The organism is Pseudomonas sp. DSP3-2-3 (assembly GCF_049898225.1).
Taxonomy (GTDB): domain Bacteria; phylum Pseudomonadota; class Gammaproteobacteria; order Pseudomonadales; family Pseudomonadaceae; genus Aquipseudomonas.
On record NZ_JAFCXH010000037.1, the window covers coordinates 1 to 16,528 of the forward strand.

At 58.5% G+C, this 16,528-nt stretch carries 13 protein-coding genes; 11 read left to right on the plus strand and 2 right to left on the minus strand.

The genetic code is table 11. The features are described 5' to 3' along the window. Window positions 1-481: 481 nt before the first annotated feature. On the plus strand, window positions 482-3,307 hold the full coding sequence (locus ACP7E4_RS26930; protein ID WP_426118873.1) for an Ig-like domain-containing protein: 2,826 nt from the start codon (window positions 482-484) through the stop codon (window positions 3,305-3,307). A 95-nt stretch (window positions 3,308-3,402) separates the two neighbouring features. Here the strand turns inward: ACP7E4_RS26930 and ACP7E4_RS26935 are convergent, their stop codons facing one another. Further along, on the minus strand, window positions 3,403-4,281 hold the full coding sequence (locus ACP7E4_RS26935) for a LysR family transcriptional regulator (RefSeq protein ID WP_426118871.1): 879 nt from the start codon (window positions 4,279-4,281) through the stop codon (window positions 3,403-3,405). A 142-nt stretch (window positions 4,282-4,423) separates the two neighbouring features. Between ACP7E4_RS26935 and leuC the strand changes: the two genes are divergently transcribed. From leuC to ACP7E4_RS26985, 10 genes are all read left to right on the plus strand, one after another. Beyond that, entirely contained in the window at window positions 4,424-5,848 is a 1,425-nt protein-coding gene (leuC, locus tag ACP7E4_RS26940) for a 3-isopropylmalate dehydratase large subunit (RefSeq protein WP_426118870.1), read from the plus strand. A gap of 10 nt (window positions 5,849-5,858) precedes the next feature. Continuing rightward, window positions 5,859-6,500, plus strand: coding sequence for a 3-isopropylmalate dehydratase small subunit (leuD, locus tag ACP7E4_RS26945; protein WP_020290342.1), 642 nt, complete (start codon window positions 5,859-5,861; stop codon window positions 6,498-6,500). A 126-nt stretch (window positions 6,501-6,626) separates the two neighbouring features. Beyond that, window positions 6,627-7,388: a class I SAM-dependent methyltransferase gene (locus ACP7E4_RS26950; protein WP_426118868.1), complete on the plus strand. Its 762-nt coding sequence runs from the start codon at window positions 6,627-6,629 to the stop codon at window positions 7,386-7,388. A 51-nt stretch (window positions 7,389-7,439) separates the two neighbouring features. Next, window positions 7,440-8,522, plus strand: a complete 1,083-nt coding sequence (gene leuB / locus ACP7E4_RS26955) for a 3-isopropylmalate dehydrogenase (RefSeq protein ID WP_426118866.1) — start codon at window positions 7,440-7,442, stop codon at window positions 8,520-8,522. A 69-nt stretch (window positions 8,523-8,591) separates the two neighbouring features. Next, window positions 8,592-9,704 (plus strand): aspartate-semialdehyde dehydrogenase, encoded by a 1,113-nt coding sequence (gene asd / locus ACP7E4_RS26960; RefSeq protein WP_065834524.1) that lies wholly within the window; start codon window positions 8,592-8,594, stop codon window positions 9,702-9,704. Window positions 9,705-9,977: 273 nt separating this feature from the next. Next, on the plus strand, window positions 9,978-10,970 hold the full coding sequence (locus ACP7E4_RS26965; RefSeq protein WP_426118864.1) for a 2-dehydro-3-deoxygalactonokinase: 993 nt from the start codon (window positions 9,978-9,980) through the stop codon (window positions 10,968-10,970). Between the two features lies 1 nt (window position 10,971). Beyond that, window positions 10,972-11,604, plus strand: a complete 633-nt coding sequence (locus tag ACP7E4_RS26970; RefSeq protein WP_426118862.1) for a 2-dehydro-3-deoxy-6-phosphogalactonate aldolase — start codon at window positions 10,972-10,974, stop codon at window positions 11,602-11,604. Window positions 11,605-11,668: 64 nt separating this feature from the next. Continuing rightward, window positions 11,669-12,817 carry a galactonate dehydratase gene (dgoD, locus tag ACP7E4_RS26975; protein ID WP_020290348.1) on the plus strand — a complete coding sequence of 383 codons (1,149 nt, stop codon included), beginning with the start codon at window positions 11,669-11,671 and terminating at the stop codon, window positions 12,815-12,817. Window positions 12,818-13,000: 183 nt separating this feature from the next. Next, window positions 13,001-14,311, plus strand: a complete 1,311-nt coding sequence (locus tag ACP7E4_RS26980) for an MFS transporter (protein WP_426118860.1) — start codon at window positions 13,001-13,003, stop codon at window positions 14,309-14,311. A 65-nt stretch (window positions 14,312-14,376) separates the two neighbouring features. Beyond that, window positions 14,377-15,189: an IclR family transcriptional regulator gene (locus tag ACP7E4_RS26985; protein WP_426118858.1), complete on the plus strand. Its 813-nt coding sequence runs from the start codon at window positions 14,377-14,379 to the stop codon at window positions 15,187-15,189. 119 nt (window positions 15,190-15,308) lie between these two features. Here the strand turns inward: ACP7E4_RS26985 and ACP7E4_RS26990 are convergent, their stop codons facing one another. Continuing rightward, window positions 15,309-16,361 (minus strand): NAD(P)-dependent alcohol dehydrogenase, encoded by a 1,053-nt coding sequence (locus ACP7E4_RS26990; protein ID WP_426118856.1) that lies wholly within the window; start codon window positions 16,359-16,361, stop codon window positions 15,309-15,311. Window positions 16,362-16,528: the final 167 nt, after the last annotated feature.

The window sequence follows — 16,528 nt, forward strand, 5'->3', positions numbered from 1 at the left end:
TGGTCTGGCTGCGCGACTCGCCTTGGATGTAGGCCATAACGAAAAAATGCCCCGTATCTTTCGATACGGGGCATTTTCCTAAACCTTCGGGCGGATTGCTAGGTTTTCACACAGTCTGTTCGGGCGCCTTTTTCAGTTGTGGTTTTAATTACCTGTCGAAGTTGATCTCGCCAATCCTCGGGGCGTGGTGCGTTTTTTCGCCCGTCTGCGTCATGAGAGCGTTTCGGATTTCAGCGCTATTGGGGTTTATCGCCGGGCGAAATTAATTGTTGAAGGGATATTCCAACGTTGTAATGCAGCGGTATCTATCGGGTGTATTCTTAACTCGTTGAACGGGTAGTTTCAGCCTGGATGACTATTTTATTGGCGACAGATTTATACAGTTTTCCGCGGGCTGTAATTAATGCTTTGTTGATAAATCAGATTTTGTAGCTATTTCCGATGTCGTATCAAGGGTTGGCTTCAAATCAAGGAGGATGTAATGGCTGGGTTTCCTGTGGCAGTGAATGCTCCGAGTTTGCTCGTAGAGTTAATGGAAGTTAATTCTGTGGGGGGTGAAAGTTTAATCAGGCTGAGCAGGCTTGGTGACAGAAGTCTGGCGGCGATGGTGCCCGCTGCAACTATGGGTGTAGATGAGCGCGGCGCGCCTGTTGAGCGCAACAACTTTAATGATGGTGATGAAATTGATGTGTTATGGCGGGGGGTTGACAGTAAGGGTGTAGAAGTCAGCTGGTCCCAGGCGTTGAAAGTTACCAATCGATCCCCTGCGCGGGCATTTGAATTTCAAGTGCCTTCCGATAAGGTTAAAGCGCTGGCGGGTAGTAAAGCTTTTTTTTCCTATCAGGTAACCCAAGGGCCCAATTCACAGGAGCCGGGGAAGATTCTGCATTCGCCTGCACTGGAAATATCCATCGATGGGCTCATCCTGGAAGCGCCTCAGGTAGTCGAGGCCGTGGGCGACTCGCTAGACCCGGAAAAACTTGGCGGCACCCAAGGCAATCGATTTGCTACGGTGACAGTTGATTATCCAGCAATGGCACTTGGCGATATCGTTGAAGTTTACCGTAATGGTAATCCGGTTGAAGATATTCCTATCAGCGATAGCAATCTGAGAAATCGCCCATTGAGGTTTCAGTGGAAACAAGCAGACCTTGTTCCTCTTACCGGTGATGTCATGACGGTCCACTATGTAGTTTATCGAGGGCAACCCGAGCAGGCCTATATCTCAAAAGTTATCACTCTGCGTGTGGGACCTAGCCTGGTCGCATTACCTCCTTTCATCAATGAGGTCAAAGAGGGGCGTCTTGAGCCTGGCTCTTATACAGAAAAAGTTTTCGTTCATATCCCTCCTGCAGCAACGTTGGTGGGGGATATGGTCAATTTTTATTGGGTGGGTGCGGGAGAAGTCGGAAGTCTGCGAGATCGGTTGCCGGTGACTGCGCGTAACGTCAATGGCGATCTGAAATTTGACGTATATGAAAATGTTATCAGCCCAAATAGAAGGCGGTTGGTTAAAGTCTATTACACCATTACTCGTCTCATTAACGGGCGAACGGTCACCCTGCGATCACCAGATCTGAATTTTTTCGTGGGTACCGCCGAGGAGCAACAGGCATTTACTCAGTCCGGAGGGCTTGGACTGATAGAGGTCAAGGAAGCTGCGGACGGGGTTCTGGATACAACTCCGGTCAAGGATGCAACGCTTGTTGTGCCGTTCGCCGCTACTCAGGCAGGCGATGAAGTCAGTGTCTACTGGCGGATTGAGGGGGAGCAGGACAGTCAGCTGATCGGTACGCAGGTTGTGACAGCGGAAAACGTCGACTCGGATCTGACTTTTACCGCGCCGGCCAGTTTGGTGGACAGCTCCGTCAATAAACGTGCATCGATCTATTACGTCATCAAGCGTCCGGGAGATCCCGAGCCCACTTATCTGGAATCGCCATACACGAATATCAGAGTAGGGCCGCTCACTGGCGATCAACTATTGCCGCCCAGAGTCATTGAAGCGAACGAGGATGACGAGCTCGACCCGATGCAGGCGCTGGATGGCGCGACGGTCGAAGTACCTGCATACCCGGCGATGGCGATCGGGGATCAGATCAAGGTTACCTGGGATGGCGGGCCAGGGCCCGGAACCGTCAGTATTCCTGTGACAGTCAGCAAGGTGGGCCCGCTTTCGGTCAAGGTCCCGGCCAGTGCGGTCGCTTACTCTGTGGATTACCGCGTTCTGGTGTCATATGAAGTCATTCGAGCTTCCCAATCCACAGTTATCTACTCACCCAGCCGGTTAATCCTCGAACTTGGTTTTTACGACGAAGAGTTGACTGTGCCGCGAATTACTCAGGCGCCTAACGGCGTGCTGGACCTTTCCACTGCCGCTGACCCGATCAACGTCGTGATTGAGCGTTGGCCGCATATCGCTCCAGGACAAAGGGTCTGGCTGAGGCTCGAAGGGGTTGCCGCTGACGGTACCCCCTTGGTCGTAACCATCGCACATGCAACTGGCTTAAGTGATGCTGAGGTCCAGCGTAGCCTCAGCTTCACCAGTGCCAAAAGTGAGTTTGCTCGGCTCAAGAATGGCAGCCGTCTGAAGGTCGTGTTCAAAGTGGCATGGGATGGAGACGTCGATGAAACTGAGGCTCGCCTGTTTCCAGCGTATGAAGTCGAGATCAGACAGCCGGGTGCCCAACCTGGGACTACGCTGAGTATCGCTTCGCATGATCTCAATCTGGGCGGGTATTTTGCGCTGATTGATGACGCGTATCGTGCCAATCCCACCAGCAAATCGACGGCGATTCGCACTGCGACGGGTGGCCGTCCTCCATATCGGTATTCGTCCAGTAACCCTGCGGTTGCTCGGGTCGATGCCGGATCGGGAAAAGTCAGCGCCCTGCGTAATGGAGTCGCGATCATTACGGTGACGGATCAGGATGGGGCGACGGTGACGTACCGGGTTATCGTTACCGGTGTCCATGCGCTTGAGAAGATACCTGTAGGCTTCCATACGTATGAGGCGTGCAACAAGGACGCCAGGCAAAACGGGTTGCGAATTCCTACCCTGGACGAATGGAAAACGATGCGGACCCTGAGTAGTGGCAAGTTGAATCTTCCTTATCTTGAAGGAAGTGGGGGAGCATGGGACCGAAGGGTATGGACCTCAACTACAGATGGTTACCAGCGTGTGTCATTCTGGCCTGACGATGGCAAAACCCAGTCGCTTGCTGATGAGAGCGTCTGGAAGGGCGAGTCGTCTGGTCCCATTGGCCGGGCAGGTGAAACCGCTCATGGCTTCGGTCTCAGAGACTAAGCCGTGTTCGCTTCAGGCGCCCGGTCAAGGGCGCCTGGTGCTTTCCTGTCTGTAGGCATCGGTTGTCTTTACCCTCGTCAACTGTGACAGCGTATTCAGGATTCGCCGACCTGCCCATCCAACAACCCCATAAACGCCCGCGCCGCATTGGACAGCGTGCGCTCGGTATGCAGGATGTAGCCCAGATGCCGGGTGAGCTGGATGCCGGGCAGGGGAATGCGCGCCACTTGTTCATCCAGCATCGTGCGCGGCAGTACGCTCCAGGCGAGGCCGATGGAAACCATCATTTTGATCGTCTCCAGATAATTGGTGCTCATGGCGATATCGGGTTTGAGGCCCTGCGCTTCGCAAAGGCCGCTGACGATATGGTGGGTAAAGGTGTTGTTGCCGGGGAATACCGCCGGGTAGCGAACAATGTTCTGCAGCGTCATCGGGCCGCTGTTGGCCAGCGGGTGTTCCGGTGCTGCAACAAAGTCCAGCGGGTCTTCCCATACCGGCACGGCCTTGATCAGGTGGTGAGGATCAGGTGCGAGGGTGATCACTGCCAGCTCGGCGCGTCCGTGGAGAATTTCTTCGTAGGCCACTTCCGAATCGAGAAACTGAATATCCAGCGCCACCAGTGGGTACAGGCGCGTGAATTCCCTTAATAGAGGAGGAAGCCGATGCAGGCCGATGTGGTGGCTGGTGGCGAGCGTCAGGCGTCCGGTCACTTCACCGGTGAGATTGGTCAGCGCGCGGCGGGTGTCCTCCAGCACATCGATGATTTGGTAAGCCCTCGGCAGCAAGGCTCTTCCGGCTTCTGTCAGGCTGACTTCACGGCCCAAGCGGTCGAACAAACGCACCTTCAGTTGCTGCTCCAGACCTGCGATCCGTTTGCTGATCGCCGGTTGGGTCAGGTGCAGGCGTTCGCCTGCGCCGGAGAAGCTACCGGTTTCGGCAATGGCGATAAAAGCGTTGAGGTTGGCGAGATCCATTCTCAGATTCCAGTTGGTTATCCAAAGCATAAAAAATATGAATTTGAGTTATTTAAGCATATTCCATAGCATGTCCGCACAAGCTAAAGGGTCATCGAGTCGATTGCCCAAAGCATAGAAATACGCTGATGAGGATGTGCCAATGACCGGCAAGACGCTGTACGACAAGCTCTGGGAAGCCCACGAAGTCAAGCGACGGGACGATGGCTCGTCGCTGATTTATATCGATCGTCACATCATCCACGAAGTGACTTCGCCGCAAGCCTTCGAAGGTCTGCGTCTGGCCGGGCGTAAGCCATGGCGGATCGATGCCAACATCGCGACCCCGGACCACAACGTACCGACCACCCCTGAGCGCAAGGGCGGCATCGAAGCCATTGCCGATCAGGTATCCCGCCTGCAGGTTCAGACCCTGGACGACAACTGCGATGAATATGGCATCACCGAATTCAAGATGAATGACGTGCGCCAGGGCATCGTTCACGTGATCGGTCCCGAGCAGGGCGCAACCTTGCCGGGCATGACCGTCGTTTGTGGCGACTCGCACACTTCGACCCACGGCGCATTTGGCGCATTGGCCCACGGCATCGGCACTTCCGAGGTTGAGCACGTGCTCGCCACCCAGTGTCTGGTCGCCAAGAAAATGAAAAACATGCTGGTGTCGGTCGAAGGCAAGCTGCCATTCGGCGTGACCGCCAAAGACATCGTCCTGGCCGTGATCGGCAAGATTGGTACCGCTGGCGGCAATGGCCACGCCATTGAATTTGCCGGCAGCGCGATCCGCGATTTGTCGGTGGAAGGGCGCATGACCATCTGCAACATGTCCATCGAAGCCGGGGCGCGGGTTGGCCTTGTGGCTACCGATGAAAAGACCGTTGCCTACGTCAAGGGTCGTCCTTTCGCACCCAAAGGCGAGCAATGGGACATGGCGGTCGAAGCCTGGAAAGATCTGGTTTCCGACGCCGATGCGCACTTCGACACCGTGGTGACCCTCGACGCTGCCCAGATCAAACCGCAAGTCAGCTGGGGCACGTCTCCGGAAATGGTCCTTGCCGTGGATCAGAATGTCCCGGACCCGGCCAAGGAAGCGGATCTGGTCAAGCGCGACTCCATCGAGCGTGCCTTGAAATACATGGGCCTCAAGGCCAATCAGGCGATCACCGATATCCAGCTGGATCGCGTGTTCATTGGTTCCTGCACCAACTCGCGGATCGAAGACTTGCGTGCGGCGGCGGACATCGCCAAGGGCCGCAAAGTCGCCTCGACCATCAAGCAGGCGATCGTCGTGCCGGGCTCGGGCCTGGTCAAGGCGCAAGCCGAGAAGGAAGGTCTGGACAAGATCTTCATCGAGGCCGGTTTCGAATGGCGTGAGCCAGGCTGCTCTATGTGTCTGGCGATGAACCCGGATCGCCTGGAAAGCGGCGAGCACTGCGCTTCCACGTCGAACCGCAACTTCGAAGGTCGTCAAGGCGCCGGTGGCCGTACGCACCTGGTCAGCCCGGCGATGGCTGCCGCAGCCGCCGTGAATGGTCGTTTCGTCGACGTCCGTGACTTGATTCAGCACTAAGGAGCCCAGCATGAAAGCCTTTACTCAGCACACCGGCCTTGTCGCTCCTCTGGATCGTGCCAACGTCGATACCGATCAGATCATTCCCAAGCAGTTCTTGAAGTCGATCAAGCGCACGGGTTTTGGCCCGAACCTGTTCGATGAGTGGCGTTACCTGGATATCGGGCAACCGTATCAGGACAACTCCAAGCGTCCGCTGAATCCGGATTTCGTGCTCAACGACGCGCGTTATCAAGGCGCCAGCGTATTGCTGGCCCGGGAAAATTTCGGCTGCGGCTCCAGCCGCGAGCACGCCCCGTGGGCTCTGGAAGAATATGGTTTCTGCGCAATCATCGCGCCGAGCTTTGCTGACATCTTCTTCAACAACAGCTTCAAGAACGGCCTGTTGCCGATCATTCTCGACGAAGCCGATGTGGATGAACTGTTCCAGCAGGTGGAGGCCACTCCTGGCTACCAGCTCAATGTTGATCTGGCCACGCAAACCGTAACGCGCCCGGATGGCAAGGTCTTGAGCTTCGAGATCGACGCGTTCCGCAAGCACTGCCTGCTCGAAGGTCTGGACGACATCGGACTGACGCTCAAGGACGGCGAGGCAATTGCCACCTTCGAGAGCAAGCACCGCGCCAGCCAGCCGTGGTTGTTTCGCGGCTGATAAAGAACTCGTGGGACCGGCTTTAGCCGGGAAGGGGCATTGCTGACGAACGATTTTCAGTGAATGTGCTGGCCTTTTCCCGGCTAAAGCCGGTCCCACAGATTCAGCACCCAAAGGACAACCTAAATGACCACCGCCCACACGCAAGTCGTACAACGTCAATTCGGTGAACAGGCCGCGGCCTATCTGAGCAGTGCCGTACACGCTCAAGGCACCGAGTTCGCGCTGCTACAGGCGCAAGTGGCGGGGCGCAGCGATGCGCGGGTGCTGGATCTGGGGTGCGGCGCTGGCCATGTGAGCTTTCATGTCGCCCCGGCGGTTGGTGAAGTGGTAGCGTATGACCTTTCGCAGCAAATGCTCGATGTGGTCGCCGCTGCCGCGCAGGATCGCGGGCTGGGCAATATCAGCACCGTGTGCGGCGCAGCAGAGCGTTTGCCCTTCGCGGACGGTGAGTTCGACTTCGTGTTCAGCCGTTATTCGGCGCATCACTGGAGCGATCTTGGCCTGGCCTTGCGCGAGGTGCGTCGCGTACTGAAACCGGGCGGTGTGGCAGCGTTCATTGATGTCATGTCGCCAGGCAGCCCGCTGCTGGACACTTATTTGCAGACCGTCGAAGTGCTGCGCGACACCAGTCATGTACGGGATTATTCGGCAGGTGAATGGTTGCGTCAGGTCAGCGAAGCCGGCCTGTTCACGCGCAGTCACAGTCGTCAGCGTCTGCACCTGGAATACAGCTCGTGGGTTGAGCGCATGCGCACGCCGCAAGCCCTGCGCGTGGCCATTCGCGAGTTGCAGCAGGCCATGGGCGCCGAAGTGCGCGAGTATTTCGAGATTGCCGCCGACGGCTCGTTCAGTACCGATGTACTGGTGTTGTGGGCCGAACGCTAGTTTTCAGAGCGGCGCTGATGCACAGCGCCGCAATAAAAATTTGAGGATGTTATGAGCAAGCAGATTCTGATTCTCCCAGGTGATGGCATTGGTCCGGAAATCATGACCGAAGCGGTCAAGGTGCTGGAACTCGCCAATGAGAAGTATCAGCTGGATTTTGAACTCAGCCACGACGTGATTGGCGGCGCGGCCATCGACAAGCATGGTGTGCCGCTGGCCGACGAAACTCTGGATCGCGCCCGTGCTGCCGACGCCGTATTGCTTGGCGCGGTAGGCGGTCCGAAATGGGACACCATCGAGCGCGACATCCGTCCAGAACGCGGTCTGTTGAAGATTCGTGCGCAGCTGGGTCTGTTCGGTAACCTGCGTCCGGCCATCCTCTATCCGCAACTGGCAGACGCGTCGAGCCTCAAGGCTGAGATCGTTGCCGGTCTGGACATCCTGATCGTTCGCGAATTGACCGGCGGGATCTACTTCGGCGCGCCACGCGGCACTCGTGTGCTGGAAAACGGCGAGCGTCAGGCTTACGACACACTGCCGTACAGCGAAAGCGAAATCCGTCGCATCGCCCGGGTCGGTTTCGACATGGCGCGTGTGCGCGGCAGGAAGCTGTGCTCGGTGGACAAGGCCAACGTGCTTGCCTCCAGCCAACTGTGGCGCGAAGTGGTTGAGCAGGTAGCCAAGGATTATCCAGACGTCGAGCTGAGTCACATGTACGTCGACAATGCCGCCATGCAGCTGGTGCGTGCGCCGAAGCAATTCGACGTGATCGTCACCGATAACCTGTTCGGCGACATTCTGTCCGACGAAGCGTCGATGCTCACCGGTTCCATCGGCATGCTGCCGTCGGCTTCGCTGGATGCCAACAACAAAGGCATGTACGAGCCGTGCCACGGTTCTGCGCCGGACATCGCCGGACAAGGTATTGCCAACCCGTTGGCGACTATCCTGTCGGTCTCGATGATGCTGCGTTACAGCTTCAACCAGACCGTTGCCGCCGATGCCATCGAGAAGGCCGTGAGCCTGGTGCTGGATCAAGGTCTTCGCACCGGTGATATCTGGTCGGCAGGCAATGCCAAAGTCGGTACGCAGGAAATGGGCGATGCGGTAGTCGCCGCGCTGCGCAATCTGTAATATCTCGGGCCCGCTGCAACTTTCGACATCGAAAGCAGCGGCCCACTTTTTGTAAAAGGTGTAGTTGCGATGAAACGTGTAGGTCTGATCGGTTGGCGTGGCATGGTCGGTTCCGTGCTCATGCAGCGGATGCTGGAAGAGCAGGATTTTGATCTGATCGAGCCGGTATTCTTCACCACCTCCAACGTCGGTGGCCAAGGCCCTGCCGTGGGCAAGGACGTTGCGCCGCTCAAGGATGCCTACAGCATCGACGAGCTGAAAACCCTTGACGTGATTCTGACCTGCCAGGGCGGCGACTACACCAATGAGGTGTTCCCGAAACTGCGCGAGGCCGGTTGGCAGGGTTACTGGATCGACGCCGCCTCCAGCCTGCGCATGCAGGACGATGCAGTGATCGTGCTCGATCCGGTGAACCGCAAGGTCATTGATCAGCAGCTCGACGCGGGCACCAGGAATTATATTGGCGGCAACTGCACGGTCAGCCTGATGCTGATGGGCCTGGGCGGGTTGTTCGAAGCCGGTCTGGTGGAGTGGATGAACGCCATGACCTATCAGGCGGCTTCCGGTGCCGGCGCGCAGAACATGCGTGAGCTGATCAAGCAGATGGGCGCAACCCACGCGGCAGTTGCTGACGAGTTGGCCAATCCGTCCAGCGCGATTCTGGACATCGACCGCAAGGTCGCTGCAGCCATGCGCAGCGATGCCTTCCCGACGGAAAATTTCGGGGTGCCGTTGGCGGGTAGCCTGATTCCGTGGATCGACAAAGAGCTGCCGAACGGCCAGAGCCGCGAAGAATGGAAAGGCCAGGCCGAGACCAACAAGATTCTGGGTCGATTCAAGAGCCCGATTCCGGTCGATGGCATCTGCGTGCGGATCGGTTCGATGCGCTGCCACAGTCAGGCGCTGACCATCAAGCTGAACAAAGATGTGCCAATCGCCGACATCGAAGGTTTGATCAGCCAGCACAACCCTTGGGTCAAGCTGGTGCCGAACCATCGTGAAGCCAGCATCCAGGAACTCAGCCCGACGGCCGTGACCGGGACCATGAGCATTCCGGTGGGTCGTCTGCGCAAGCTGAACATGGGTTCGCAATACCTGGGCGCCTTCACCGTGGGCGACCAGCTGTTGTGGGGCGCCGCCGAGCCGTTGCGTCGCATGCTGCGCATCCTGCTGGAGCGTTGATCCGCCGCTTGCAATGCTGACCTGAAAAGCCGCCCTCCGAGGCGGCTTTTTTTTGCGCCAGTTAATCTGCAAGACAACCCGTTGGAGCGAGGCTTGCCCGCGAAGGCGTCACTTGGCCGATAGATATCTGCGCAGAGAAACCCCTTCGCGGGCAAGTCTCGCCGACAACAAACAATCCCTAAATATGGGATGTGAAATTACATATTGAGATTTACTGCTTGATCGGCTTATAGTCGCTGCGCACTCACTGCTCAAAAAATAATAGGTGAAGCGATGCAGGCGCAATTGATCGCGCTCGATTGGGGGACTACCTCACTTCGTGCTTATCGACTCGGCGAACACGGCCGGGTTCTGGAACAGCGCTCCCTGAGCGCGGGCATCATGCAACTGCCCAGCACACCGCGGCTGATTGCTGGCGTGATGTGCACCGATGGTTTTGAACTGGCGCTGGATGAAGCCTGCGGTGACTGGCTCGCCGCCCAGCCCGAGCTGCCGGTGATCGCCTGCGGCATGGTCGGCAGCGCCCAAGGCTGGCGCGAGGCGGCGTATCGCGAGACACCCGCCAGTGTCGCTGGTCTCAGCTCCGCGCTGCAAAACGTACGCAGCCTGCGTGGCGTGACTATCCACATTATCCCCGGTGTCTTGCAGCGCTCGGCCCTGCCCAATGTCATGCGTGGCGAAGAAACCCAGGTCCTCGGCGTCCTCGCGGCGCTGCCTGAAGCGGAAACCCGCAAACCCTTGCTGATCGGCCTGCCCGGCAGCCATTCGAAATGGGTGCAGGCGGCTGACGGCTGCATTGTCCACTTTGACACCTTCATGACCGGCGAGGTCTTCGCCGCGTTGAGCGCCCATACGATTCTCGGCCGCACCATGCAGCGCAGCGAGGCCTTCGACGAGGCCGCGTTCGATCGTGGCGTAGCCGTTGCGCTGTCCGCTGACGGCGCAGCAGGGCCGCTGTCGACCATCTTCAGTTGCCGAACGCTCGGCCTGACCGGCCAGCTGTCCCCGACGGCGCAGCCTGATTATCTGTCTGGCTTGCTGATCGGTCATGAGCTGGCGACCCTGGCCCGCTTGCAGCGCAACCATCATGAGGTGCTTCCTGCCGTCATCCTGATTGGCGGTGAGCAACTGTGCCTGCGTTATGGTCGCGCCCTGACGGCCTGCGGATTTCTTCACGTGACGGTGGCCGAACAAGCCACCGAGCGCGGTTTATGGCAAGTGGCGGTCAAGGCCGGCTTGCTCGCATCCACTCAAGCAGAGGTTTGAAATGCTCAAGCAAGCGCTGGTTCAGAACGGTCTGATCGCTATCCTTCGTGGTTTGCGTCCCGAAGAGGCGCCAGCCATTGGCGATGTGTTGTACCAGGCCGGTTTCCGTGTCATCGAAGTACCGCTCAACTCCCCGCAGCCCTACGACAGCATCCGCCTGTTGCGCCAGAGCCTGCCCGCCGATTGCCTGATTGGCGCGGGCACGGTGTTGACGCCGGAGCAAGTCGAGCTGGTGAAAGAGGCGGGCGGTCAGGTGATCGTCATGCCACACAGCGATGCCAAGGTACTGCGCGCGGCCAAGGCTGCCGGGTTGTTCCTGTCGCCGGGCGTGGCCACGCCGACCGAAGCGTTTGCCGCGCTGGCCGAAGGCGCTGACGTGCTCAAGCTGTTCCCTGCCGAGCAGATGAGCCCGGCGGTGGTCAAGGCCTGGCTCGCGGTTTTACCGGCCGGCACGGCGCTGATCCCGGTAGGCGGCATCAGCCCTGACAACATGAAAGTCTTCCTCGATGCCGGCGTTAAAGGCTTCGGCCTGGGCTCGGGGCTGTTCAAGCCGGGCATGAGCGCGGAAGACGTTGCCGAGCGGGCCAAGGCGTATGTCGCGGCCTGGACGCAACTGACTGCCGCCGCTATTTGAACTGATCGACCGTTGAACTGATCGGCGCACTAGACGCCCACTTCAAACAAGAGAAATCGCACCCATGAAAATCACCAAACTCACGACTTTTATCGTTCCGCCTCGCTGGTGTTTCCTGAAAATCGAAACCGACCAGGGCATCACTGGTTGGGGCGAGCCAGTGGTTGAAGGCCGCGCGCATACCGTTGCGGCGGCTGTCGAGGAACTCTCCGATTATTTGATCGGCAAAGACCCGCGTAATATCGAAGACATCTGGACTGTGTTGTATCGCGGCGGCTTCTATCGGGGCGGCGCGGTACACATGAGCGCCCTGGCCGGTATCGATCAGGCGCTGTGGGACATCAAGGGCAAGCATCTGGGAGTTTCGGTCAGCGATCTGCTGGGCGGCCAGGTGCGGGACAAGATCCGCGTCTATTCGTGGATCGGCGGTGATCGTCCCGCCGATACTGCCCGTGCTGCGAAAGAAGCCGTAGAGCGCGGTTTTACCGCAGTGAAGATGAACGGCACCGAAGAGCTGCAATTCCTCGACACCTTTGACAAGGTTGACCTGGCCCTGGCCAACGTCGCTGCCGTGCGCGATGCAGTCGGGCCGAACGTCGGCATCGGCGTGGACTTCCATGGCCGTGTGCATAAGCCCATGGCCAAAGTGCTGATGAAAGAGCTGGACCCGTACAAGCTGATGTTCATCGAAGAACCGGTGCTCAGCGAAAACTACGAGGCCCTCAAAGAGCTGGCGCCCCTGACCAGCACGCCGATTGCCCTGGGCGAGCGGCTGTTCTCGCGCTGGGACTTCAAGCGCGTGTTGAGCGAAGGCTACGTCGACATCATCCAGCCGGATGCATCCCATGCCGGCGGCATCACCGAAACCCGCAAAATCGCCAACATGGCCGAAGCCTACGACGTGGCCCTGGCGCTGCATTGTCCGCTCGGTCCGATTGCCCTGGCGGCGTGTCTGCAACTGGATGCGGTCTGCTACAACGCGTTCATTCAGGAACAGAGTCTGGGCATTCACTACAACGAGAGCAACGACCTGCTGGATTACATCAAGAATCCCGAGGTGTTCGACTACGACAAAGGCATGGTGAAGATCCCCAACGGCCCGGGCCTGGGTATCGAGATCAACGAGGAATACGTCAAGGAACGCGCCGCCATCGGCCACCGCTGGCGCAACCCGATCTGGCGTCATGCCGATGGCAGTTTTGCGGAGTGGTAGGAACCTGACCTGCTTACCGTAGGAGCGAACTTGTGTGGGAGCGAGCTTGCTCGCGAAGACAGTGTTTCTGAGCCCCGAAAAGTGCCGGATGTACTGAGCATTCGCGAGCAAGCTCGCTCCCACACTTCCTCGCTCCAACAGAATTCTCTACAGACCTCAATAAACATAAAAAGAGGCACTTCCATGCCAACCCGAATCCTTGAAGGCGCGGCGTCTTTGGTGACGCCGAGCCGTAAACGCTACTTCATCATGGTGCTGCTGTTCATCACCGTGGTGATCAACTATCTGGACCGCAGCAACCTGTCGATTGCCGCGCCTGCACTGACCAGCGAGCTGGGCATCGATCCGATTCACGTCGGGCTGATCTTCTCGGCATTCGGCTGGACTTACGCCGCCATGCAACTGCCCGGCGGCTGGCTGGTGGATCGGGTGCCGCCGCGCATCCTGTACACCGTCGCGCTGCTGCTCTGGTCCATTGCGACCATCATGCTGGGTTTCGCCGCCAGCTTCATTGCGCTGTTCGTGCTGCGCATGGCGGTCGGCGCGCTGGAAGCGCCGGCATATCCAATCAACAGTCGCGTGGTCACGACCTGGTTTCCCGAGCGCGAGCGCGCCACGGCGATCGGCTTTTATACGTCCGGCCAGTTTGTCGGCCTGGCGTTCCTGACTCCGGTGCTGGCCTGGCTGCAGGCGACATACGGCTGGCACATGGTCTTTGTCAGCACCGGCGCCGTTGGCGTTATCTGGGCGGCGATCTGGTACATGGTCTATCGCGAGCCACGGGATTTCAAAGGCGTCAACGAAGCGGAAATCCAGCTGATTCGTGAAGGTGGCGGGTTGGTGGATATTCAGGCCGATACCGAGAAAAACAAACGCGGCTTCAGCTGGCTCGACCTCGGTATCGTGCTTACCAAGCGCAAGTTGTGGGGCATTTATCTGGGGCAATTCTGCCTCAACTCGACGCTGTGGTTCTTCCTCACCTGGTTCCCGACTTACCTGGTGAAATACCGTGGCATGGACTTCATCAAGTCCGGGCTTCTGGCCTCGCTGCCGTTTCTTGCCGCGTTTGTCGGTGTGCTATGTTCCGGATTCTTCTCCGACTGGCTGATTCGTCGTGGTCACACCGTCGGCTTTGCACGCAAGCTGCCGATCATCGCCGGGTTGTTGATTTCCACGTCGATCATCGGCGCCAATTTCGTTGACTCGACGCCGCTGGTGATCGCATTTCTGGCATTGGCGTTCTTCGGCAACGGGCTGGCCTCGATCACCTGGTCGCTGGTGTCAACCTTGGCTCCGGCGCGTTTGCTGGGGCTGACCGGCGGAACCTTCAACTTCATCGGTAACCTGTCGGCAATCGCCACACCGATCGTGATCGGCTTCCTGGTCTCCGGGGATTCCTTCGCACCGGCCATCACCTATATCGCTGTGTTGGCGTTGATTGGGGCGTTGTCCTACATCCTGTTGGTGGGCAAGGTTGAGCGGATCGAAATTTGATCACTGGCATGCACAAGAGCTGGCGACGATAATGCCGCCAGCTTCCTGATCTCATAAGGCCTGATATGCAGCCCGTTTCTGACCATCCTGCAAACAGCAGCGCCACGAAGGATTCGGCGCCCACCGGCACGCAAACCCTGCTGCGCGGGCTGGGCGTCATCCAGGCGGTTGCCGGCGGCGCGCGTGACCTCAAGGAAATCGCCCGGCAGATTGGCACCACACGCAGCACGACCCATCGCCTGGCGAGTTGCCTGGTGGAGGAACGTTATCTGCGGGTGCTGCCACAAGTGGGGTATCTGCTCGGCCCCAAGCTCATCGAGCTGGGTTTTCAGGCACGCGAAGAAGTACCGCTGGCCATGCTGGCGCGACCGTATCTGGATGAGCTTTCCGAGTTGACCGGCGACACCGTGCATCTGGCAGTCCGCGACGATGACGAGGTCCTGTACCTGCACAAGAATCCGGGCCGCAATGGTCCGGAAATGCGCTCGCGGGTCGGGCACCGCATGCCGTTGTTCCGCACCGGCATCGGCAAGGCGTTATTGCTCGACAGTGCCGAATCCGAATGGCAACGCCTGTATGACGTCAGCCTGCCAGTAGGCGGCAAGAATCCGCTCTGGCCGGCGCATCAGGAACAGTCGTGGGAGGAGTTGCGACAGCGCATGCGCGAGTATGTGCAAGGCGGTTATGCGTTCGATCTGGAAGACAACGAACCGTCGATCCGCTGTGTGGCGGCACCGATTCGTGATGCCAGTAAACAGATCATTGCCGGCATCAGTATTGCCAGTACCGTGCCCTACATGCCGCTGGAGAAAATGGCCGATCTGGTCCCGTTGATCAAGCAGACCGCGGCGCGACTGTCGGCTGAACTCGGCGGCTGATGTTGCAGGAGTGAACTTGTGTGGGAGCGAGCGTGCTCGCGAAGGCAGTATTTCAGGCTCCCGAAAAGTGCCGGATGTACTAACTACTTCGCGAGCTCGCTCGCTCCCACAAGGGCGCTTTAAACCTTCAACGTCGCCATATCAATCACGAAGCGATACTTCACATCGCCTTTGACGACCCGCTCGAACGCCTCGTTGATGTTCTGGATATCCAGCATCTCGATGTCGCAGGTGATGTCATGTTCGGCACAGAAATCCAGCACTTCCTGGGTTTCCGCCATGCCGCCAATCATCGAGCCGGCCAGCACGCGACGCTTCATGACAAGGTTCACTGCATGTACCGGTGGGTTAACCGGCTCGATCAGGCCGACCAGGATATGCACGCCGTCAAAGCGCAGGGTTTCCAGGTACGGGTTCAGATCGTGCTGTACTGGAATGGTGTCCAGCAGGAAGTCGAAGTGACCGGCTGCTGCCTTCATCTGTGCGTCGTCTGTGGAAATGATCACATGATCAGCCCCTTGGCGACGACCTTCCTCGGCCTTGCTCGCCGAGCGGGTGAACAAGGTCACTTCGGCGCCCATGGCCTTGGCAAACTTGATGCCCATGTGACCCAGACCACCCATGCCCAGTACGCCCACTTTATGCCCGGCTTTGACGCCAAAGTGCTTGAGTGGCGAATAGGTGGTGATGCCCGCGCACAGGATCGGCGCGGCGGCGGCCGGGTCCAGTTTTTCCGGGATGCTCACGACAAAACGGTCGCTGACCACGATGCTGTTGGAATAGCCGCCCATGGTCAGAGTGCCATCGATGCGATCCTTGGAGGCGTAAGTCTGGGTCGGGCCTTCCAGGCAGTAGTTCTCCAGATCGGCTTTACAGGCTTCGCAGGTGCGGCACGAATCGACCATGCAGCCAACGCCAACCAGCTGGCCGACTTTGTACTTGCTGACGTCAGCGCCGACGGCAGTGACTTTACCGACGATTTCATGGCCGGGCATCAACGGGTAGGACGCAAAGCCCCATTCGTCGCGCGCCTGATGGATATCGGAGTGGCACACGCCGCAATACAGAATTTCGATGGCGACGTCATCCGGTCGAGGACTGCGACGTTCGAAATTCATGGGGGCGAGCGGGGCGGTGGCCGATTGGGCGGCATAGCCGATGGCTTTGATCATGGTTGAACCTCACAGAAATGCTGACGGGTAAAGATGTCGGGCATTGTCCGTGCGTGCAGCCGTGTCGGCCATGGTCATTCCTGCGCAATTCATGCCTAATCCTCCGGAACTCGTCTGCCTCCAACCTGCACGCGATAGAGATCTGCGATGATGCGGGTGTCTAATCC